Here is a 20046-nt window from a genome sequence, read left to right as displayed (position 1 = left end):
GCCTTTTTATGACTTTTTATATAAGGCTAAAATCTCGTCGATTTTTTTACGACCTTCACCAGCACAGCTAATTGAACGTCGCATTTCTGCTTGATAAAGATGACTTGCTTTACTATAAAGGCTCATTGTGTAATCAGTGTAATGATTAGATACTAGCACCGGTATATCTTTTTTATATGCCATGGTTTCAGCCAATTGTGACAAGTTTTTATGTTCTTCAAACCCAAAAATATTTGAATAATAAGCAGTAAAACCTGCTGATTCATTTGGAGAGATATAGGGCGGATCACAATAAATGACCGAATTTTTTTTCGCTTTTTTCATTACCTCGTGATAAGGAGCGCAAATAAACTGTGCTTTTTGCGCTTTTTCTGCAAAAAAATAGAGCTCTTTTTCAGGAAAATAAACGGTCTTGTAACGCCCAAATGGTACGTTAAATAGTCCACTGTTATTATAACGACATAAGCCGTTATAACCATGACGATTTAGATAGACAAATAATAGTGATCTAAAATATTGATCTTGGCTGCGATTAAATACTTCTCGAAGCTGATAAAACGCTTCAGGTTGATTATTTTGAGCGACAAATAGCAATTTCAAGTCATGGATAAATTGATCAGGACTTGATTTTAACAATTTGTATAATGAAATTAGATCATGATTAATATCCGCTAAAATATAACTTTTGTAGTTGGTATTTAAAAATACGGAACCAGCGCCGACAAAAGGTTCAATTAGTTGATCACCTTCTGGCAGATATTGTTTAATTGTTTCCACTAGCTCATATTTTCCTCCAGCCCATTTTAAAAAGGCTCGGTGCTTCTTCAACGGATGCTCCTATTTGTCGTTGATCGGATAAATAAACGATATTCTTTGCTATTTTGATGCTTTTTCTTTGTTAATCGTTGCACCCGATTTAACCCATGGTTTGTCTTTTTGTAGTGCACTTGGTAAAGCCTTGATTGCCTTATGTGCTTCATCTACTGATGAATAGTTGCCTTTGATTAAAATAAACCATGAACCAGATTTATGTTTAGTTTCATAAATATGGTAATCCGTTATATTGTTTTGTTTAACGAATTTTTTTAAACCTTCAACTGATTTAGATGCACTAAGCTGAATGACATAACGATCATTTTTTATCTTAATGTTTTTTCCTAAATCACTATTTTCATCTTTACGACTAGCTGAGTTTTTATTATGGCTATTTTTTTTTGTATTGGTTGATTGTGTAATATTTGTGTTACTAGATTTATTAGCATTAGTTCTGCTATTTAATATTGTCGAAGAATGACCACTTACTCTATAACCCCTGTTTTGATTATTTGCTGATGAAGTTAGGCTATTATTTGTCTCATCATCGGATTCAAGTGGCTGTTGCCTATTCGATTGATTTAACGCATTGTCAGGAAGCGCTTCTTCTATCAAATCATCAATTCTAGTTTGATTTTCACTAATCCCAACATTGTTTTGTGTATTGTTGGTTTCTTCTGTTGAAGTGACACCATTAACCTCTGGTGGCGTTAATGGTGTTGCTTCTTTTTTACGAGCAGAATGAAAGATAATCAAGCTAAGCAATAAAAGAATCACAATTGCTAAACAGAAAATAATTAATTTTTTCTTTGGAAAATCTTTAAAAAGGTTTGGCAATTTTAATGAGGGCGTAGAGTCCTTACTAGGTTGTTCTGATATATAACGGTCATCTTTGTCTACACGCATACTTACTCCTTAACCTATCAAAAGATTTATTGCTTTATGATTAGCCATTATTCCTAAAATAAATGACTTAAATCTGTTCTATTTTATCAATAATATAACTTGCAACACCTTTAGCACTTTGTTCATCGGTTTTAATTGTAATATCGGCAATTTCTTCGTAAAGTGGTTCGCGCTCACCAGCAAGCTCTTCATAAAGCTCTCGAGGTGTGTTTCCGCCTTGTAATAAAGGTCGACGTTTATCTTTTTGTGTTCTTGCCATTTGTTTTTCAATGGTTGTTTCAAGATAAACAACAATTCCTCGAGCGGATAATCGATTGCGTGTCTCTTTGGACAAGACAGAACCCCCGCCAGTTGCAAGAACGACGCCCTGTTTTTCAGTCAATTCATTAATGACTTTTTCTTCTCTGGCACGGAATCCGTCTTCCCCTTCTAGGTCAAAAATCCATGCAATATCAGCACCAGTACGTTTTTCAATCTCTTGATCCGAGTCAAAAAAATCCATGCCTAGTTGTTGTGCAATTTGTCGGCCTATTGTGCTTTTTCCTGCCCCCATAGGGCCAATTAGAAAGATATTTCGCTTTTCTGCCATTGTAGTTTCATCATCTATTAATTTTGGTTAAAATATACAACACAATATCAATTTGATGTGATTCAAAAAAAACCAAACCAGAATTTAATTGTGTAACTTTTCTTTGATCTCCGTCTAACGACAAAAATTTAGGACGGTAATTATCTCAATAGATAGCACCTTTTGGCAATAGGTATTTATCAATAGTTTTAGCTAATACCCGCTTGATGCAAATCATGGATGTTTAACGCGCCTACTAATTCCCCTTCACTGTTAACGACTGGAGCGGCGGTAATATTATGATCATTAAATGATTTTAATGCTTCAACCGCTTTCCAGTTTTCAGGGATGCGATGTCCTGGGCTGGTCATAACGTCCATAATGCTATCTTGTAATGTACCATTTTTTAATAATAATCGGCGTAAATCACCATCGGTAAATACACCTGTTATTTTATTATTATCCTGACAGATTGCAACTAAACCTACACCTGTACGGCTTAATTCGAGCATAGCATCAAACACCGTTGCCGTTTGTGAAACTTTAGGAATTTGATCGCCGGTTCGCATTACATCTCTCACATGGTTAAGTAATTTGGCTCCTAAGCTACCAGCAGGGTGAGAGCGTGCAAAATCTTCCTCTTTAAAGCCCCGTGCGCGCATTACAGCGATCGCAAGTGCATCGCCCATTAATAATGTATTGGTTGAACTTGATGTCGGCGCAAGTCCCATTGGACAAGCTTCTTTTTCAATTGAAATATCAACAATGGCTTGGGCTGATTTTGCTAGTGGCGAATCTAATCCCCCAGTAATAGCAATAACCGGTACATTCATTTCGGCAAGAATAGGTAAAATTAAATTAAATTCCTTGGCTCGACCTGAGTAAGAAATTAAAACAGCTACATCGTTTGGTGTAACCATCCCTAAATCGCCATGTAAGGCTTCCGATGGATGCATAAAAAAAGCTGGACTACCTGTACTTGCTAATGAAGCGGCAATTTTTTTACCTATGTGACCAGACTTTCCAATACCTGAAACAACCACTTTACCTTTGGTGTTTAAAATAAGTTGGCATGCATTAACAAAATCGTTGCCTAGTCGATTAGGTAATTTTTGCGCTTCGTGTATCTCTAATTCAAGAAGCTCTCGACCATATTGTAATAATTTATCCATTTCAATTAGCCTATTGAATAAAAATGAGTGATCGGTGGATTTATAATCGGTAAACCAAGATGGAACAATTATAAAAACGACTACATTGTTATTAGTCTAGCAATTAAAGTTTGAATATTCAAAGAAGAACATCTATTTGTAAAAAACTTTCAGGAAAGTATACATTTTAGTATAAATATTTACTTACAAAACGTTAACAATTTAAATCCCCAAAGCAACTTTAATTCCTAGTGTAATTAAAATTATACCTAGTAATTTATCAATTATAAATTGAATTTTAAAATAACGGCGTTGTACGCTTTGTGTTTGAAAAATAACTACTACAAAAGGCCACCAAAAAATGGCTTCAATCCATATAACAACTGCGACGATAAGTTTATCTGTCATTGATGATTCAGCATCAAGTACTTGAGTAAAAATTGCTAGAAAAAATAACGTTGCTTTAGGATTTAGTAAATTACATAAAAATCCTTGCATAAAGGCTGATTTTTCTGAAATTAACTTTTGGGTCTGTTGCTTACCTATATAGATTGTATTTGGTTTTGGGGCAATTAGTGCCTTTACACCAAGCCATATTAGATAAGTGGCACCGGCGTAACGTAAAGCATTATAAAGTAGTGGGGTGGTGGTGATAAGCACTGCAATGCCTGCAACACAATAGCTCATATGAACCAAGATGGCTATAATTACGCCTAAACAGGTGAGCAATGCCATTTTGCGGTTATAACTCAAGCTGTTTTTTAAAACCAAAAAGAAATCAGGACCAGGTGATATCATACCTAGAAAACTAATCGTAGCGACTAAAATTAATGTATCAAAAGCCATTTTGTACGCCTATTTGAACACTTGTGCTGAATTATTGATCGTTGCAATATTGGATTTATTTTGTTCAATAAACTGTTTTTTATCAAAATTAGGCTTGGTTAAATAGTCAGTCAAAAATTTGGCATTACTTTCAATTTGTGCGCCGTTTAAAATTAAACGCGGCAAATCTATTTGATAAATGGTCTGATCAGGCGTTTTTTGTAGATCTTGTGTGCGTGCATTTGTTAATAAATAAAGTTTGCGCTCTTTTTGTGAAAGACGATTAATTGTTGGTGTGCCAGATCCCATCATTAAATGATCTGGAAAAATGTAAAATACCGTATCTTCTAAAATACCAGCATCTTTTAAATGTTGGATGAAAAGTCCTAAGTTATGATCTAACGATGCTGCAACAAACGACATGTTATCTGCTTTGGGGGAAATAACCGATCGCATTCTTTCATCATCAAAACCATTTGGTGCATGGGTTGATACAGTTGAAACAAACAAAGCAAAGGGCTTGTTTGCTTGGCGCATTTCGCTAATTTGTTTTTGCGCAACATCAAAAATATCTTTGTCATACAATCCAAAAGGTGCTGGTGGATATTGCCCAACATAGTTTTTTTCGGAAATAACTTGCATACCAAATAGCTCAGCAGTATGACCAATGCCAGCAAAATCGGGGCTTGCCATTACATAACGGGTTTGATACCCCGCTTGTTTAAGCACATCTCCCAAACTGACTAAGTTTGTTTTATCTGCACGCATTAATGGCGATGTGGTGTAGCCGCCAATTAAAAAAGGCATACCAGTCATATAAGTATACATCGATGCGGTAGTCCAACTGCTACCAGGGCTCATTGGCATATTGGCAAAAAAGGTATAATCTTGGCGAAGTTGTCGTAAATTAGGCGTTATGTTGTCAAAATCAAAAAAGCCTTGTTCAAACGATTCTAAAGATAGCACAATAATATTTTTACCCTGATGGCTAACAAGCTGATTTTTATTAGTATAGTTAGTCATGTTGAGTGATTGTAACGCTTGATCAAATGGCTTACGAGGGGCACTTGTCACTTGATAAATTTCGTATAAACGGCTTAGTGGTCCATTGTGATAACTAATTGATACAATTGCTACAACGGCTAATAATAAACGAACAATTAAAGGGCATTTGTGTTTGCACCAATTCGCTAGTTTTGATAGCAAAAAAATAAGGGTAAAAAAGACGACAATAACCAAAGCAGCTTGTAATTTAAAGATAAATAGCCCTTCAATAATGTCATTAACGTTTAAATTCACATAAAACTGATAATCAATAAAGCCACCACTAAAGTAGATAGAAGTGAGCTCCATTACGATAAATACCGTCAGCAAAGTTATGGTTAAAAGTTGCCATTTTTTCTGTTTAAAAAGCGAGGCAAAAACAATTGTAATAATAAAAAGGGGTAAAACAATTAATGTCGATAATGGCATAAGATCTATTACTCAATTTATTCAAAAATCAATTTTGCTTAAGTATATACTTAATGCGCAAAAAAATAAAAATATCGGTTAATTTCGTATTATAAAATACCAACAAAAATAGTGTTACTAATGATAATTGTTACTATTTGATGTTGATAATTGATGTCATTCGCAATAAGATATCCCTATTCCATTATTATAATGTCAGGGGTTGCTATGCCGTGTTTTATACGGAAAGTCATTGCCATTTTATCTTTATTTTGCTTTTCTTGTTGTTATGCCGATATTACATTACCAACACCACAAACTAGAGATGGCATGAGTTTGTTTGCAAGTTTGAAAAAGCGCTCTTCAACGCCCGGAGGCGGTTTCCCTGTTGGTCAAGTGGCTGATGATGAACTTTCAACTGTGCTTTGGGCGGCAAGTGGTTTAAACCGAGGCAAAAATGGTTGGACTGTGCCAATGGCTAATGGTAATTCTCCTTACGTACGAATTTATGTTGCCGGTGAAAAGGGCACTTTTTTATATGAGTGGGAAGGACATTATTTAAAAGAAATTAATAATAAAGATATTCGTGCTGATATTGGTTTACAAAATTTTACTAAGCGAGCGGCTTATTCGTTGATTTTTGTGTCAGATGCGCGTGCATTTACGGATATCAATCCAGAACAAATTACTAACTTTAGTTACACAGCTGTTGGTGCAATGAGTCAAAATGCCTATCTAGCTGCGACAGCGTTGAAATTAAGCACCCGTTATATTCATTCTATTAAACCAGACGTCATCATCCAAGAGCTAGAATTACCCGAAGGCAGTAAACCACTTGGTATGCTTTTATTAGGAAAATAAGAGGTAATAACGGGATATGAAAAGATTTATTACACTTGCTTTGCTCCTTATTGCAAGCTTGATGTCCTTTGCACCATCGTCTTATGCGGTAGAAAAAAAATATGAAAGTTGGAATGCCATTATTAGTGAAATGGATGTCATTTTAAATGACGCTTATGATATCTATTTTATGAAAGATGTTGAGCGTGCCAAAGCTCGTGTTAATAATGCCTATTTTGGCTTTTATGAAAAGCACGGGGTAGAGCGTGCTGTTATGTCTTATATTTCGGGTAAGCGTGGCACTGATACTGAATATCAATTTGCTAAAATTAAGCGGTTGATGAGTGATGGTGCACCAAATAAAGCTGTTCGTGTTGAGATAGATACAATTTTAAAAATGTTGCATGAAGACGCTAACGAATTGGATGGCAAAAAAGAGAGTGGTTGGGGCGTTTTCTTTGCTTCATTTATTATTATATTCCGAGAAGGCTTAGAAGCGATTTTAGTCATTGCAGCAATTTCAGCTTATCTTGTTCGTTCTGGGAATATGCCAATGGTGAAAGTAGTTTATATGAGTTCACTTGCTGCTGTTTTTGCCAGTGTACTTGCTGCGATAGCACTCCGATCTGCAATTACAATCAGTGGCGCTAATCAAGAAATTATAGAAGGTTCGGCAATGTTACTTGCAACAGTGGTGTTGTTTTTTATTAGTAACTGGATGTTTTCTAAAGCCGAAGCTGAAGCGTGGAAGAGTTATGTCCAAGGTAAAGTGCAAACAGCAATTTCATCAGGAAGTCGTTTTGCATTAGGTTTTGCCGCTTTTTTAGCTGTTTTTCGAGAAGGTGCTGAAACGATCTTATTTTATCAAGCCATGTTAGTTGATGCTCAAGATCATATGGATAAGGTTTGGTATGGACTAGCCTTTGGGACAATTGTGCTAGCAGTGATTTTTATGGTGATTCGTTTTGGCTCAATGAAACTGCCTATTAAACCATTCTTTATTGGTACTAGTATATTAATGTATGTTATGGCAATTGCTTTTGCTGGTGGTGGAGTGAAAGAGTTGCAAGAGGCTGATATTATTTCGGTTTCTCCTGTTGATTTTGTTCATTCTGTTGAGATTTTAGGTATTTATCCAACACTAGAGACATTAATTCCACAAGTCATTATGGTGTTTATTGTGGCGTTTGCAGTTATATATTACATATTTAAGCCTAGTCATAAAAATTATAAGAGTTAATAATATAATTCATTTAAAAGAATGGTTTGAAGAGTGAACGGATTTGCCACCAATAAAATAGAGACAAGCCTTTAGGAATATTCGTTAAAAAAGTTGTTAAAAAGAAAGTGAAGGAGTTTTCAATGAAAAAATTAGTATTATCGGCGGGTATTGCTTCAATACTTGCGTTATCTTCGTTTGCTCACGCAGCAGCGCCAGCGCCAGGTGAACAAAAAGGTTTTGAAGAGTTCCCAATCGGTGATGAAGTCACTGTTGGTCCATTACATATTGGCGCAGTTTATTTCCAACCTGTTGATATGGAACCGGCTGGAATGGGTGGTTTGCCAGCTTCAAAATCAGATATGCATATTGAAGCAGATATCTCTGCTGCAGAAGGTAACAAATTAGGTTATGGCGTTGGTGATTTTGTCCCTTATTTGACCGTTAAGTATAAAATACAAAAAGAAGGTAGCGATAAAGCGATCGAAGGTAACTTTATGCCAATGAACGCATCGGATGGCCCTCACTATGGTAATAATATTAAACTTGATGGTGCAGGTAAATATAAAGTCACGTTTACGATTGAAAATCCTGAAAAACAAGGTTATTTATTACACGTTGATAAAGAAACAGGGGTAGAAGGTCGCTTCTGGACTAAACCGATTGAAGTTTCTTGGGACTTTGATTATATTCCACGTGCATGGTAATTGTGTTTTAAACACTAAATATAATTATATTTGATAATTAATAGTCAGTTATTGGTGAGCATTATGCTCACCAATAACATTTGTAATCACTAGGCAATGAATATGCTTCAATACCTTATCAATATTACCGATAATACTTTCGTTCCGGCCATGATGATGGCACTACTTAGTGCAGTAGTTGTGAAATCAATACCTAATCATAGTAAAAAAATTATTTTATTCGGTTTTATAGTGGGATTTGTTGCTGCCTTAGTCTATGTCGTTTTAAAACGCAATACGGGTTTTGCTGTTCGTGAATTTTATGATCTTGGGGTAATTATACCTTGGGTTATTATTGCTATACCCGTTGTAATAGGTATTTGTTTACAAAAATCTACTGATAATTGCATTGGACGTGTTGGCAATGCTGTATTGATAGTGCTATTTGTAGTAGGTATTGGCTCGATCAGTGCTCAATATTTACCTAATTTAATGCTTTACCCGTTCGAATTTGCAGTTGGTATGGATTCTATCTTTAATCATGACTACTTATTTAAGTGGGTAGGCTATGGGTTTGCTCTGCTGGTTATTTTGTTAACGGGGCTGTTTGTTTATCGTGCTTGTGGTCGATTGTCGACTAAATTTGTTTTTACCATTACTGCATTGTCGATTATTATTTTTGCTATTCAAAATAGCATTAATATTTTACAAATATTAATTGTTAGACGTTTTATTTCAACACAGCCTTGGATGATGAAGTTGGTTATTTTCATTCTTGGACATGTTAACTTTTTTATCTTTATTTTTATGGCTATTGTGCTTTGTTTAGCCATTGCTTTATACATCAAGTCTAAAACAACCTCGTTAGTGGGTAGTAATCCAGCTCAAATTCGCAAACTAAAAGCGCAATTACACAGCAATAGAAGAAGTGCCTTAATGATTATGGCGGGTACCGCAATCACTGCTTATACTGTAACGCGTGCGCGTTATATTTTTGAAAAAGGGGTAGAGCTTACACCAGCTGAGCCAGTGACCCCTAATGCCCATGGCTTAATTGTTATTCCCCTTGATCAAGTGAACGATGGTAATTTACATCGTTATGGTTATAAAACAACGGATGGTACTCTAGTTCGCTTTATTATTATCAAAAAAAGCGAAAATGCTTATGGTGTTGGATTTGATGCTTGTGATATTTGTGGTGCAAGTGGTTACTACCAACGCGGTAATCAAGTGGTATGTAGTTTGTGTGATGTAGTTATGAATATTGCAACGATTGGATTTTCGGGTGGGTGTAACCCTGTCCCACTTAAATACGAAATTATTGACGGCAATATGGTGATTCGCCCTGCGAATCTTGAAGCAGAAAAAAGTCGTTTCAAATAAAGCGTATTAAAAGGAATAGGTTATGTTTCGCAGAATGTTATGTAGTGTATTAGTTCACCAAAAAAAGAAACTCTTTCTTATTGCCCTAACGGTTGCTTTGGGCGTTTCGCTTGCTACCGCCATGTTAAATGTGATGTTTGACGTGGGGGATAAAGTGAACCAAGAATTAAAAGCCTATGGCGCTAATCTTAATATCGTTCCTCGTGGTAGTTCTGTAATTAGTGAAATGTATCAACTTGATAACAATGATAAAGGGCAAGCTGTGCAGTATATTAAGCAAGATGAACTTGTCAAAATTAAGATGATATTTTGGGCCTATAATATCGTTGATTTTGCGCCATTCCTAACGACTAAAGCAGACTTTAATGATAAGCCAATTACGGTGGTGGGCACTTGGTTTAATAAACATCTTAACATACCAACTGGCGATCAGGTTGATACGGGCATGTTAGCTATGAAATCGTGGTGGACAATTGACGGTAAGCCCATGATCGATGACAATTTGCAAGGTGTGATGGTAGGTGAAACTGTTGCGAAACAGTGGAATTTAAAGCTAGGTGATACGATAGATATTATCTCAATGCAAAACAACAAAAAGCTTACTCTGACAGTGAATAATATTTTTCATAGTGGGGGCGTAGAAGATGCTCAAATTTATGTATCATTACCAGTTGCACAAGATCTTGCCAATAAAAAAGGGCTGGTTGAGCGTGTTGAGGTGAGTGCATTAACCACCCCCGAAAACGAATTAGCGCGCAAAGCGGCGCAAGATCCGAATAGCTTATCTAGAACCGAGTGGGACACATGGTATTGTACCGCTTATATCAGTTCAATAGCTTATCAACTTGAAGAATTAATGCCTGATGTTAGAGTCAAAGCTATTATGCAAGTGGCTGAATCTGAAGGTGCAATATTACAAAAAACACAATTATTAATGTTATTGCTGACTATCTTATCGTTGATTTGTTCGGCATTGGCGATTTCGAATTTGGTGACAGCTAATGTTATTGAGCGTAGTACCGAAATTGGTTTATTAAAAGCGCTTGGCGCAACCAATACAGCGGTTGCGATGTTAATATTAACTGAGATCTTAATTATTGCCTTGCTTGGTGGTTTTTTGGGTTACTTTATTGGGCTTGGCTTTGCGCAAATCATTGGTCATACCGTATTTGGATCGTTTGTTCAGCCTAAAATGATCATTGTGCCTTTAGTCCTAATTATGGTTAGCTTGATCACCTTGCTAGGTAGCTTACCAGCATTGCGTATTATGATGTTTTTACGTCCAACAAATGTGCTGCATGGTCGATAAGGTGAAAGGTCACTATCATGATGAATAAAAATAGACGCTTTATTGTTAAAACGGTGTTTAGTTCACTTATCCGCCGCCGTTCTCGCATTGCTATTGCCTTGCTTGGTGTTGCAATTGGGGCAACTGTGCTCCTTGGTATGATCACGCTTTGTTATGATATACCACGGCAAATGGGGCAAGAGTTCCGTTCTTATGGGGCTAATCTTCTATTGTTACCCGCTAATAATCAGCCAACTGTGGCAATGACGGATGTTAATAATGCGGTGAGTTTTTTGCCAAAAGATAAATTACTTGGCGTGACCCCGTTTCGTTATGAGTCCATTCGTAGTAATCAGCACCCTTATACTATTGTGGGAACAGACTTTAAGCAAGTAACTAAAACTAGTCCTTATTGGCACATTGAAGGTACGTTGCCACAAAATCCACATGAAATAATGATTGGTACCGATATTGCTAATTTCGCTAAGTTAACCATTGGTAGCCCTGTGACCATTTCGGGTAAATCTAAACAAGACTCACGTTTTGATGAGGACCTGAAAGTCACCGGCATTGTCAAAACGGGTCGCTCTGAAGATGGTTTTATTTTTATTGACTTACATGATTTAGAACAGTTATTTGAAGAAAGAGAACAAGCCGAAGTAGTCGAAGTGAGTATTACGGCAACTGAACTTGAGTTACAGCAGTATATTGAGACACTCAAACAACAATCCAGCACAATCGATCCTCATTTGATTAAATGGGTGACAAAATCCGAAACTCTAGTACTTGGTAAATTATCCTCGTTACTTTATTTAGTCACTTTTGTTGTATTAATACTAACTATGATTTGTGTGGCCACCACCATGATGACTGTGGTCATGGAGCGCCGCAAAGAGATTGGTCTTAAAAAAGCAATCGGGGCAACTAACCAAAGTATCGCAAAAGAGTTTTTAGCCGAAGGATTAGTTTTAGGTATCGTTGGTGGCATGATTGGTGCTATTTGTGGGTTTATTTTTGCGCAAATCATCAGTACCAATGTGTTTGGTCGTTCAATTATTATTGAGTTTTATCTAATCCCGGTCACCATTATTATTTCGGCGATAGTTACGGTGATTGCGTGTTTAATTCCGGTAAAACGTGCACTTGAGGTTGAACCAGCGTTAGTTTTACGTGGTGAATAGGATATAAAGTATGAATATACTCGAAGTAAAAAATGTGTCTAAGATTTATGGTTCACTGCATGCATTGTCTGAGGTGAATCTAACGGTTGAGGAAGGGAATTGGTTATCGATCATGGGACCATCTGGTAGCGGTAAAACGACTTTGATGAATATCATTGGTTGTATGGATAAACCTTCACTTGGTTCGGTTATTCTCGATGGACAAGATATTACTCAGCTTTCTTTGTCCCAATTGACAGAAATTCGCCGAGATAAGATAGGCTTGATTTTTCAACAATTCCATCTAGTACCGTATTTAACTGCACTAGAAAATGTTATGGTCGCCCAGTATTATCATAGTATGGTTGACGAAAAAGAAGCCATGCAAGCACTTGAGCGGGTAGGGCTTGCCGCCCGTGCTAAGCACTTACCGCGACAGTTATCGGGGGGAGAACAGCAACGAGTTTGTATTGCTAGGGCATTAATTAATTATCCTAAGTTAATATTAGCCGATGAACCAACTGGTAATTTAGATGAAAGCAATGAAGCGATGGTTATGAACTTACTACATCAACTGCACGAAGAAGGCAGTACAATCATTGTGGTTACTCACTCACCAGAAGTATCAAAACATGCTCAAACCACAGTAGTACTGGAGCACGGCAAAGTCGCGCGTATCATTAATAATTAACCAACAAAAGGTTGTCGTATATGAAAAACCGTATTATTTCGTCAAGTATCTTTATTGTCCTTGGTGTATTAATTATTTTATTTCCATTATATATCTTACCTGTTTGCCCACCGCCTGAAAATGCTGTGATGCCAGTTGATACAATGAGTCATACCATGAATGATTCAATAGGTGGCACGGTAAGTAATGCTATGGATAGAACGAGTAGTGAGCTTGCCCATAGCGGACACATGCATGCTGCTGGTGCAGGGAAAATCATGAAGTGTTTTTGGACAGCAAGAGCTGAAATTGGTGTCGGTTGTTTAGTCATTGCCATTGGCGTATTACTACTGATTAGTCGTACTGTTTTTGTTCGAATGGGATTAAGCATGGCTCTTGCCTGTATTTCTTTATTAGCTATGGCTATTCCAACCATTTTAATTGGTGTCTGCTCAAACGAGATGATGCGATGTAATATGGGCTCTAAACCAGCTTTGGTGTTGTTATCTAGCTTATTATTTATTGTAGCTGTAGTTAACACTTATTACTTAAATAAAAAGACTAAAAATCGATAGCTAATTGTTAGCAAACATCAACCATACTCATCTTTGTTTGATATAGGCAAAGATAGCCTTTTAATAAAACAAGCAGGAAGTCATCATGCAAGAAAAACCGCTCACCATGGCAAATTTAGCGTGGCGAAACATTCAGCGACGACCATTTCGAAGTTGTTGTTTGATTATTATCATTATGCTTTTTGCAGCAACGCTATTTGGTGGTAGCGTGCTGATGAAAAATCTTAGTCTTGGTATTTCGGGCATGGCTAACCGATTGGGTGCTGATATTCTTATTGTACCTTATGGTTATGAAAAAAATATGGAAGTTGCTCTATTGCGTGGTGAACCAAGTAGCTTTTATTTAAAAGTCGATTTGATTGATAAAATAAAAGATATCAAAGGCATTGATGCTATTTCACCCCAGCTATTTATAGCTTCATTAAATGCGGGATGTTGCACAACAAAAGTACAGTTAATCGGGTTTGAACAGCAGAGCGACTTTGTGATAAAACCTTGGCTACAATCGCAACTGACACAACCGTTAACCGACAATCAAGTGGTTGTGGGTTCCAAAATTAACTCACAAGTCGGGGATGAAATCATATTTTTTAATCATCCCTTCAAAATTGCCGCTAAAATGGATAGTACAGGGATGGGATTTGATACCTCTGTCTTTATGACTATGTCTGCAGCACAATCATTAATGAAAAATGCAAAATTAGTGGAAGGGGATGTTGACCATTTTGCTGATTATGCTTCGTCGATTTTTATTAAGGTCAATTCAGATTATCAACCTAAAGATATTGTTAATCAAATTATGCCCAGATATGCCATGGACTATAATATCGATTTTGTTATGACCAAAGGAATGCTAAGCAATATCGCTAAATGGTTAACAGGCTTTTCAACCATTGTCTATAGCTTATCGGCTATTTTTTGGGTGTTAGCCATTATTGTGATTTTTGTGATATTTTCTTCAACCTTAAATGAACGCAAGCGTGAAATTAGTTTATTACGAATACTGGGCGCTTCACGTCGAGATTTAGTTAACATGTTGTTGCGTGAATCATTAATTATCAGTGCATTAGGTGGAGTTGCAGGCATTTTCATTGCGGCAGTATTACTTTATGCATTTAGTTTATTAATCTGCCAATCTATTGGTTTGCCATGTATGAATATTTCGCTATTTGATGCCGTGTTGTATGCAATTGTTGTTTTTATTTTGACGCTAATTATTGGTCCTTTATCAAGCATTTATGGTGCCTTATCAATGACTAAATTTGATACTTATAGTACTCTTAGAGAGGGCGAATAATAATGTTACTGAATGTTAAAAATCTACGTAAAGATTACACAAGAGGGCAACAAACCTTTTCAGCAGTGAATAATGTTAGTTTTTCAATGACAAAAGATGACTTTATTTGCATTATGGGTAAATCGGGCAGTGGAAAAACCACGTTACTTAATATGATTGCTGGTTTACTGACGCCAACACAAGGCAAAATCACTATTAATGATACTAATTTGTTTGAGCTTAATGATCAGCAAGTTTCTGCCTTTCGCAATCAGCATATTGGTTATATTCCTCAAGGTAGCAGTTTACTACCTAATTTAACGGCAATTGATAATATTCGACTGCCTTTTTATTTAACCAAACGAGAAAACCAAAATCCCTTAAATGAAGCCAAGAGTTTGCTTGAAAAAGCCAAAATAAGCCACTTACAAGATGCGTATCCAGCTAATATGTCTGGTGGTGAAATGCGTCGTATTGCGATATTGCGAGCACTAATTTGTAGACCTCAAATAATTATTGCCGATGAGCCAACCAGTGATCTTGATGAAGAGAGTGCAACCGAGATTATGCAATTACTTACTCAAATTCATCAACAAGGTACAGCGTTATTGATTGTTACTCATGATCACGATGTTGCCCATTATAGTCAGAAAGTTATGAAAATGTCAGCAGGGCGATTTATTGATTAATGGGTTTATTTATTAGCTCAATTGTTATATTAAAAGTGGATTACAGCCCATTTCGATCATAATTTTATTGAGTTTTAGTAATGGCAATCCAACCAATGAATTAATATCATCGCCTTCTAGTTTATCAAACAGGGTAATGCCCAGTTCATCACATTTAAAACTGCCAGCACATTGTAAAGGCATCTCTTTGCTAATGTAGGCATCAATTTCTGAATCAGTTAAGTGCCGAAAGGTCACTTTAAATGGTTCGCAAATGGTAGTTTGTTGTTGAGTTTTGGTATTAATTACTGTCATTCCCGTATAAAAATAGAAGGCTTTACCGCTGCTTTGTCGAAGTTGTTTGCGGGCATTATCAACCGTATGCGGTTTGCAAACAATATTACCGTCTAATACGCCGACTTGATCCGAGCCGATAATTAAACTATCAGTAAATTGTGCAGCTAATGACTGCGCTTTAAGCTTAGCTAGCCGAACCACCAATTGCTGAGCTGATTCGCCGACTAGCGGTGTTTCATCGCATACAGGTGGCACACACTCAAAAGGGATAGCTAATTTTTCAAGTATCTTTTTACGTGATGGTGAAGTCGAGGCTAATATGATTCTCATTTTAATTATCTCTTAAAATCCAAGCTGAAGGATGCGCATTAAAACCGATATGAGCATAATAATCAACTGCCTGTGGTGCAGCTAGTAGAGTAATTGAACATGATTTGTCAGTATTGTTTTTCACTTCTTTAATTAATTGCTTTCCGATGCCTTGTCGTTGATAATTTTCATCCACCGCGAGATCTGCCAAATAGGTGATATAAACAAAATCCGTTAAACAACGCGCAATGCCAATCAATTTATCATCATGCCAAGCAGTTACCACCAAATTCGCATTATCTAACATAGCTTGAAAGCGTACGGTATCGGTAAGTGGACGACGTTTGCCTAATGAACAATGACGATAAAGGGTGGTGGCTTGTTCTAGTGTCGGTTTGACATCAGAACGATAAATAATGCAATTCATGTTGATCTCTATCATAAAACGAATAAAAATAATTAGGGATTACATTTAAAATTAGTATCATACTAGCAAGGTAAAACCTATTTTAGTTTCGCTGAATATATAATCTAATCTATAACAAAGCAAGGAGGGAGTTATGTACAAAAAAATTTTAGTTCCTATCGATGTGCTTGAAGATGAATTAACTAAAAAAGTCATTCCACATGTAGAGTGCTTAGCCAGATTGTCTAATGCGCAAGTCATCTTTTTTCATGCCTTGCCTGTTTCATCGGCTATTATCAATGCTTACTCTTTTGGATTTGATGAATTTAAAGATCATGCAACAGTACAAACGGAACAATACCTTCATCAATTAATGGATTCGATTAATTTACCGCATGAGCATGTATCGTTTTCTATCGCATTTGGTCATCCAAGAGATGAAATCCTTGCATTAGCTGACGAAATCAAACCAGACTTAATAATTTTAGGCTCGCGTCGTCCCAATATCTCAACGCATCTTTTAGGATCGAATGCGTCAGGAGTGGTGCGTGGAGCTAAAACGGCGGTGCTTGTGATTCGGTAGGTTTAGCATTATATATTGACGTATATAGCTAAAAAAGGGGAGGGAGATATAAAACGAGCGCCTTTAAGCGCGGTATTCTCCCCTTTGTTTATTGTGATCATAATTATAACAATCAATGATATTTTAGCTAAATAAACCCAAACCAAAACTGTTCAGGAAAGATGTTGATTTTATTTAATTTTCTATTTGGCTTGTTTTTAACAAATCAACCGCCATGTAGGCGGTTTTATTTATTGATGTTTTACAATAAAACAGCAATGGATCTGTTTGTTGCGTTTAAAATCAAGCGATAGCGTTTTATTGGTAATTTCTTGATAGGTTAGTCCTAGCTTTTGCATACTACTACTATCCATTTTAAAACCACGCTTATTGTTGGAGAAAATGATAGTACCATTAGGTCTTAACAGACGTTTTAAATCCGTCATTAATTTTAGATGATCACGCTGAACATCAAAGGTATCGTGCATACGTTTTGAATTCGAAAATGTCGGCGGATCGATAAAAATTAAATCGAATTGCTCATCAGCCTGAGATAAATAGAGCAAACAATCAGCCTGAATTAATCGATGTTTTTTACCCGTTAAACCGTTTTGTTTTAAATTGCGATCAGCCCATTCCAAATAGGTGCGTGACATATCGACCGTGGTGGTCGATTTTGCTCCGCCAAGTCCAGCATAAACTGTTGCACTACCTGTATAGGCAAATAGATTTAAAAAATCCTTGCCGGCACTTATTTCACCTATCATTTTTCGCGCTAAGCGATGATCTAAAAACAATCCTGTATCTAAATAATCGGTTACATTAACCCAAAATGCGGTTTTGCGTTGATTAATTGGGTATTCATGTACTAAAAAGTAGTCCTGCTTTTGTCCAAGCTTTTGGTATTGCTGTTTACCTTTTTGCTTTTCACGCGTTTTTAATACTAGCTGATCGGCAGTAAGTTCAAGTACTGACATGGTTGCATTGATAATATCAAAAAGTCGCTGGCGTGTTTTTTGTGGATCAATATTTTTAGGTGCGGCATATTCTTGCATCACTATTTTATCTTTATAACGATCGATAGCAACGTTGTATTCAGGTAAATCCGCATCATAAAGTCGATAGCATTCTAGCTGCTCTTGAGCAGCCCATTTTTCTAGCTTTTGTCTATTTTTGCGTAATCGATTAGCAAAGTCTGTAGCTGGCAACGTTGGATTATTGATTGGATGTTCAGTGTTACGCTGAGCAATGACATAATTTTTTTGTATACAGTCCAGTGGACCATTTTTGGCTTTGAATTGTCTATCTGCTCGCATTTGTAAACAATCTAATAACTGCGGAGCGCCGCTAAATAGTGATAATTTCCACCCACCAAAATTTTGTTTAATTTGTCGACCAAGTGCCGTATGCAAAGCAATAAGTGCTGGCTCACTTTCTAAGCGTTCGCCATAAGGTGGATTACTAATAATCATACCTGTTGTTTGTGCTAGTAATGGATTACTTAATTGTGTTACATCTTGCATCGAAAACGTAATTAAATCACCCACGCCTGCTTGGATGGCATTTTGTTTGGCTCGTTCAAGTACTGCTGAGTTATTATCGTAACCAATAAAAGGGGTATTGGGTTTGCCAACATTTTGTTTAGCTGAAAATAATAGCTCATTCCATAAAGTTGGATTAAAGCCTTTCCAAGCAAAAAATCCCCATTGTTTGCGTTGTAATCCCGGTGGGATTTTTGATGCAATCATAGCGGCTTCAATCAGTAGCGTGCCCGAGCCACACATCGGGTCAAGCAGTGGTTCATCACTTTGCCAACCTGAACGCATAATAATGGCAGCAGCAAGGGTCTCTTTTAATGGTGCTTGCCCTGTTTGCTGGCGATAACCACGCTCATGTAAGCTGTTACCACTCAAATCTAAAGACAGTGTGACACGGTTTTTATTTAAATAAGCATGAAGCCGAATATCCGGATCTTGCTTTGCTACATTGGGCCTTTGGTTGGTATTACGTAAAAAATGATCGACAATGGCATCTTTGATCTTTAGCGCACCATATTGGCTATTACGAATAAACTCATTAACACCAACAAAGTTGATCACAAAAGCGTTATCGACAGCAAAAATATCTGTCCATTTAATATTAAATACGCAAGAATACAGATCTAAATCGCTATAGATATCAAATTCGGCTATTGGCAATAAAATGCGTGACGCTAAACGTGACCACAATAGTGATTGATATAAAGTTGTTTCGTCAGCATCAAAATAGACACCGCCTTGCGTAATCTTACAATTGGTTGAACCAATGTGTTCTAACTCTTTTTTTAATAACTCTTCAAGCCCGCGAGATGTGCTGGCAAATAGCGTTTTCATGCATAATCCACTTTACAATAAAATTGCTGGCATTATACCGACTAATTGCAATAGTGGGAAATAAAGGCTGAATTTAACAAGAATATTGTTTAATAAGTGATAATAATTTTGTAAGGAAGTTTAATGAAATTTATACATTTAAGTACAGATAAAATTTGTAATATCCCATCGGTTTAAAATGTATGGGTAAGATCTAGCATAAATGTTTGTTAATGACGGCATTTAGTACTGAAATAATAAAGGAATCATCTTGTAATTTAGTTGGCTGGCAGATTTTGTGAATGTTTGATTGATACATTAGTTATCATATCTTTTAACTTTTTTAATAAAAAGAGACTGCGAAGTCTCAATTCATCATCAAACGGTATAGAATCCTGAATATTTTTTACAAAATATAACCGAAAAAGTAAATACTGAGGTAATACCCCACAATGATTACAAAACTAATATAAAAAAATTAGTTTTATTTTTATGTATATTCATGACCAAAATTTATCAAATTTTTGTAAAAAAATGTATTTTTAATTGTTTGATATTTAAAAAATTAGAAAAAATAAGGTAAAAAAAGATTGCACAGAATAAAAAATAATCTTATTTTAAATAAACCAATGCATTATTTT

General features: G+C 36.3%; 20 protein-coding genes. 11 read left to right on the top strand and 9 right to left on the bottom strand.

Annotated elements, in window-relative coordinates; translation table 11 throughout:
- Positions 1-6: 6 nt before the first annotated feature.
- The 6 genes from GQ593_RS02875 to GQ593_RS02850 all read right to left on the bottom strand — a co-directional run bounded on the left by GQ593_RS02875 (position 7) and on the right by GQ593_RS02850 (position 5736).
- Positions 7-828, bottom strand: a complete 822-nt coding sequence (locus GQ593_RS02875) for a Dam family site-specific DNA-(adenine-N6)-methyltransferase (protein ID WP_160430534.1) — start codon at positions 826-828, stop codon at positions 7-9.
- Between the two features lie 48 nt (positions 829-876).
- Positions 877-1719, bottom strand: a complete 843-nt coding sequence (locus tag GQ593_RS02870; RefSeq protein WP_160430533.1) for an SPOR domain-containing protein — start codon at positions 1717-1719, stop codon at positions 877-879.
- A 67-nt stretch (positions 1720-1786) separates the two neighbouring features.
- Positions 1787-2308: a shikimate kinase AroK gene (gene aroK / locus GQ593_RS02865; protein WP_065638066.1), complete on the bottom strand. Its 522-nt coding sequence runs from the start codon at positions 2306-2308 to the stop codon at positions 1787-1789.
- A gap of 188 nt (positions 2309-2496) precedes the next feature.
- Positions 2497-3459 carry an arabinose-5-phosphate isomerase GutQ gene (gene gutQ / locus GQ593_RS02860; protein ID WP_160430532.1) on the bottom strand — a complete coding sequence of 321 codons (963 nt, stop codon included), beginning with the start codon at positions 3457-3459 and terminating at the stop codon, positions 2497-2499.
- A gap of 201 nt (positions 3460-3660) precedes the next feature.
- Positions 3661-4284, bottom strand: a complete 624-nt coding sequence (locus GQ593_RS02855; protein ID WP_160430531.1) for a LysE family translocator — start codon at positions 4282-4284, stop codon at positions 3661-3663.
- 9 nt (positions 4285-4293) lie between these two features.
- Positions 4294-5736 (bottom strand): LTA synthase family protein, encoded by a 1443-nt coding sequence (locus GQ593_RS02850; RefSeq protein WP_160430530.1) that lies wholly within the window; start codon positions 5734-5736, stop codon positions 4294-4296.
- 207 nt (positions 5737-5943) lie between these two features.
- On the opposite strand from GQ593_RS02850, the gene GQ593_RS02845 reads away from it, so the two are divergent.
- From GQ593_RS02845 to GQ593_RS02800, 10 genes are all read left to right on the top strand, one after another.
- A complete protein-coding gene (locus GQ593_RS02845; RefSeq protein ID WP_160430529.1) occupies positions 5944-6576 on the top strand; it encodes a nitroreductase family protein in 633 nt (210 codons plus the stop codon).
- 16 nt (positions 6577-6592) lie between these two features.
- The gene (locus tag GQ593_RS02840; RefSeq protein ID WP_202115358.1) at positions 6593-7795 is read left to right on the top strand and encodes an FTR1 family iron permease; all 1203 of its coding nucleotides are present in this window, start codon (positions 6593-6595) and stop codon (positions 7793-7795) included.
- Positions 7796-7917: 122 nt separating this feature from the next.
- On the top strand, positions 7918-8481 hold the full coding sequence (locus GQ593_RS02835; RefSeq protein ID WP_091346214.1) for an iron transporter: 564 nt from the start codon (positions 7918-7920) through the stop codon (positions 8479-8481).
- 102 nt (positions 8482-8583) lie between these two features.
- On the top strand, positions 8584-9843 hold the full coding sequence (locus GQ593_RS02830; RefSeq protein ID WP_160430528.1) for a Fe-S-containing protein: 1260 nt from the start codon (positions 8584-8586) through the stop codon (positions 9841-9843).
- 22 nt (positions 9844-9865) lie between these two features.
- Positions 9866-11152 (top strand): ABC transporter permease, encoded by a 1287-nt coding sequence (locus tag GQ593_RS02825; RefSeq protein WP_160430527.1) that lies wholly within the window; start codon positions 9866-9868, stop codon positions 11150-11152.
- A gap of 17 nt (positions 11153-11169) precedes the next feature.
- Entirely contained in the window at positions 11170-12312 is a 1143-nt protein-coding gene (locus tag GQ593_RS02820; protein ID WP_160430526.1) for an ABC transporter permease, read from the top strand.
- Between the two features lie 10 nt (positions 12313-12322).
- Positions 12323-12982 (top strand): ABC transporter ATP-binding protein, encoded by a 660-nt coding sequence (locus GQ593_RS02815; protein ID WP_091346207.1) that lies wholly within the window; start codon positions 12323-12325, stop codon positions 12980-12982.
- Between the two features lie 20 nt (positions 12983-13002).
- Complete coding sequence (locus tag GQ593_RS02810) at positions 13003-13536, top strand: DUF4418 family protein (RefSeq protein ID WP_160430525.1); 534 nt, start codon at positions 13003-13005, stop codon at positions 13534-13536.
- An 85-nt stretch (positions 13537-13621) separates the two neighbouring features.
- Positions 13622-14833, top strand: coding sequence for an ABC transporter permease (locus GQ593_RS02805; RefSeq protein WP_160430524.1), 1212 nt, complete (start codon positions 13622-13624; stop codon positions 14831-14833).
- Between the two features lie 2 nt (positions 14834-14835).
- Positions 14836-15501, top strand: a complete 666-nt coding sequence (locus tag GQ593_RS02800; RefSeq protein ID WP_091346202.1) for an ABC transporter ATP-binding protein — start codon at positions 14836-14838, stop codon at positions 15499-15501.
- Positions 15502-15525: 24 nt separating this feature from the next.
- Here the strand turns inward: GQ593_RS02800 and GQ593_RS02795 are convergent, their stop codons facing one another.
- Complete coding sequence (locus tag GQ593_RS02795; protein ID WP_160430523.1) at positions 15526-16107, bottom strand: Maf family protein; 582 nt, start codon at positions 16105-16107, stop codon at positions 15526-15528.
- Position 16108: 1 nt separating this feature from the next.
- A complete protein-coding gene (locus GQ593_RS02790; protein WP_091346198.1) occupies positions 16109-16513 on the bottom strand; it encodes a GNAT family N-acetyltransferase in 405 nt (134 codons plus the stop codon).
- A gap of 133 nt (positions 16514-16646) precedes the next feature.
- On the opposite strand from GQ593_RS02790, the gene GQ593_RS02785 reads away from it, so the two are divergent.
- Positions 16647-17075, top strand: a complete 429-nt coding sequence (locus GQ593_RS02785) for a universal stress protein (RefSeq protein ID WP_091346196.1) — start codon at positions 16647-16649, stop codon at positions 17073-17075.
- Positions 17076-17305: 230 nt separating this feature from the next.
- On the opposite strand, the gene rlmKL is transcribed toward GQ593_RS02785, so the two are convergent.
- Positions 17306-19426 carry a bifunctional 23S rRNA (guanine(2069)-N(7))-methyltransferase RlmK/23S rRNA (guanine(2445)-N(2))-methyltransferase RlmL gene (gene rlmKL, locus GQ593_RS02780; RefSeq protein WP_160430522.1) on the bottom strand — a complete coding sequence of 707 codons (2121 nt, stop codon included), beginning with the start codon at positions 19424-19426 and terminating at the stop codon, positions 17306-17308.
- Between the last annotated feature and the right edge of the window lie 620 nt (positions 19427-20046).

The organism is Gilliamella sp. Pas-s25, from assembly GCF_009795885.1.
In the GTDB taxonomy this organism is placed as follows: Bacteria; Pseudomonadota; Gammaproteobacteria; order Enterobacterales; family Orbaceae; genus Gilliamella.
The sequence above is the reverse complement of the archived record's forward strand: the minus strand, read 5'-3'. Positions and strand labels throughout refer to the sequence as shown.

Coding starts and splice junctions, on each gene's coding strand:
- GQ593_RS02845 (WP_160430529.1), top strand. CDS start 5,944: ATGCCGTGTTTTATACGGAAAGTCATTGCCATTTTATCTTTATTTTGC.
- GQ593_RS02795 (WP_160430523.1), bottom strand. CDS start 16,107: ATGAGAATCATATTAGCCTCGACTTCACCATCACGTAAAAAGATACTT.
- GQ593_RS02825 (WP_160430527.1), top strand. CDS start 9,866: ATGTTTCGCAGAATGTTATGTAGTGTATTAGTTCACCAAAAAAAGAAA.
- GQ593_RS02870 (WP_160430533.1), bottom strand. CDS start 1,719: ATGCGTGTAGACAAAGATGACCGTTATATATCAGAACAACCTAGTAAG.
- rlmKL (WP_160430522.1), bottom strand. CDS start 19,426: ATGAAAACGCTATTTGCCAGCACATCTCGCGGGCTTGAAGAGTTATTA.
- GQ593_RS02850 (WP_160430530.1), bottom strand. CDS start 5,736: ATGCCATTATCGACATTAATTGTTTTACCCCTTTTTATTATTACAATT.
- GQ593_RS02835 (WP_091346214.1), top strand. CDS start 7,918: ATGAAAAAATTAGTATTATCGGCGGGTATTGCTTCAATACTTGCGTTA.
- GQ593_RS02810 (WP_160430525.1), top strand. CDS start 13,003: ATGAAAAACCGTATTATTTCGTCAAGTATCTTTATTGTCCTTGGTGTA.
- aroK (WP_065638066.1), bottom strand. CDS start 2,308: ATGGCAGAAAAGCGAAATATCTTTCTAATTGGCCCTATGGGGGCAGGA.
- GQ593_RS02800 (WP_091346202.1), top strand. CDS start 14,836: ATGTTACTGAATGTTAAAAATCTACGTAAAGATTACACAAGAGGGCAA.
- GQ593_RS02840 (WP_202115358.1), top strand. CDS start 6,593: ATGAAAAGATTTATTACACTTGCTTTGCTCCTTATTGCAAGCTTGATG.
- GQ593_RS02830 (WP_160430528.1), top strand. CDS start 8,584: ATGCTTCAATACCTTATCAATATTACCGATAATACTTTCGTTCCGGCC.
- gutQ (WP_160430532.1), bottom strand. CDS start 3,459: ATGGATAAATTATTACAATATGGTCGAGAGCTTCTTGAATTAGAGATA.
- GQ593_RS02805 (WP_160430524.1), top strand. CDS start 13,622: ATGCAAGAAAAACCGCTCACCATGGCAAATTTAGCGTGGCGAAACATT.
- GQ593_RS02815 (WP_091346207.1), top strand. CDS start 12,323: ATGAATATACTCGAAGTAAAAAATGTGTCTAAGATTTATGGTTCACTG.
- GQ593_RS02790 (WP_091346198.1), bottom strand. CDS start 16,513: ATGAATTGCATTATTTATCGTTCTGATGTCAAACCGACACTAGAACAA.
- GQ593_RS02820 (WP_160430526.1), top strand. CDS start 11,170: ATGATGAATAAAAATAGACGCTTTATTGTTAAAACGGTGTTTAGTTCA.
- GQ593_RS02785 (WP_091346196.1), top strand. CDS start 16,647: ATGTACAAAAAAATTTTAGTTCCTATCGATGTGCTTGAAGATGAATTA.
- GQ593_RS02855 (WP_160430531.1), bottom strand. CDS start 4,284: ATGGCTTTTGATACATTAATTTTAGTCGCTACGATTAGTTTTCTAGGT.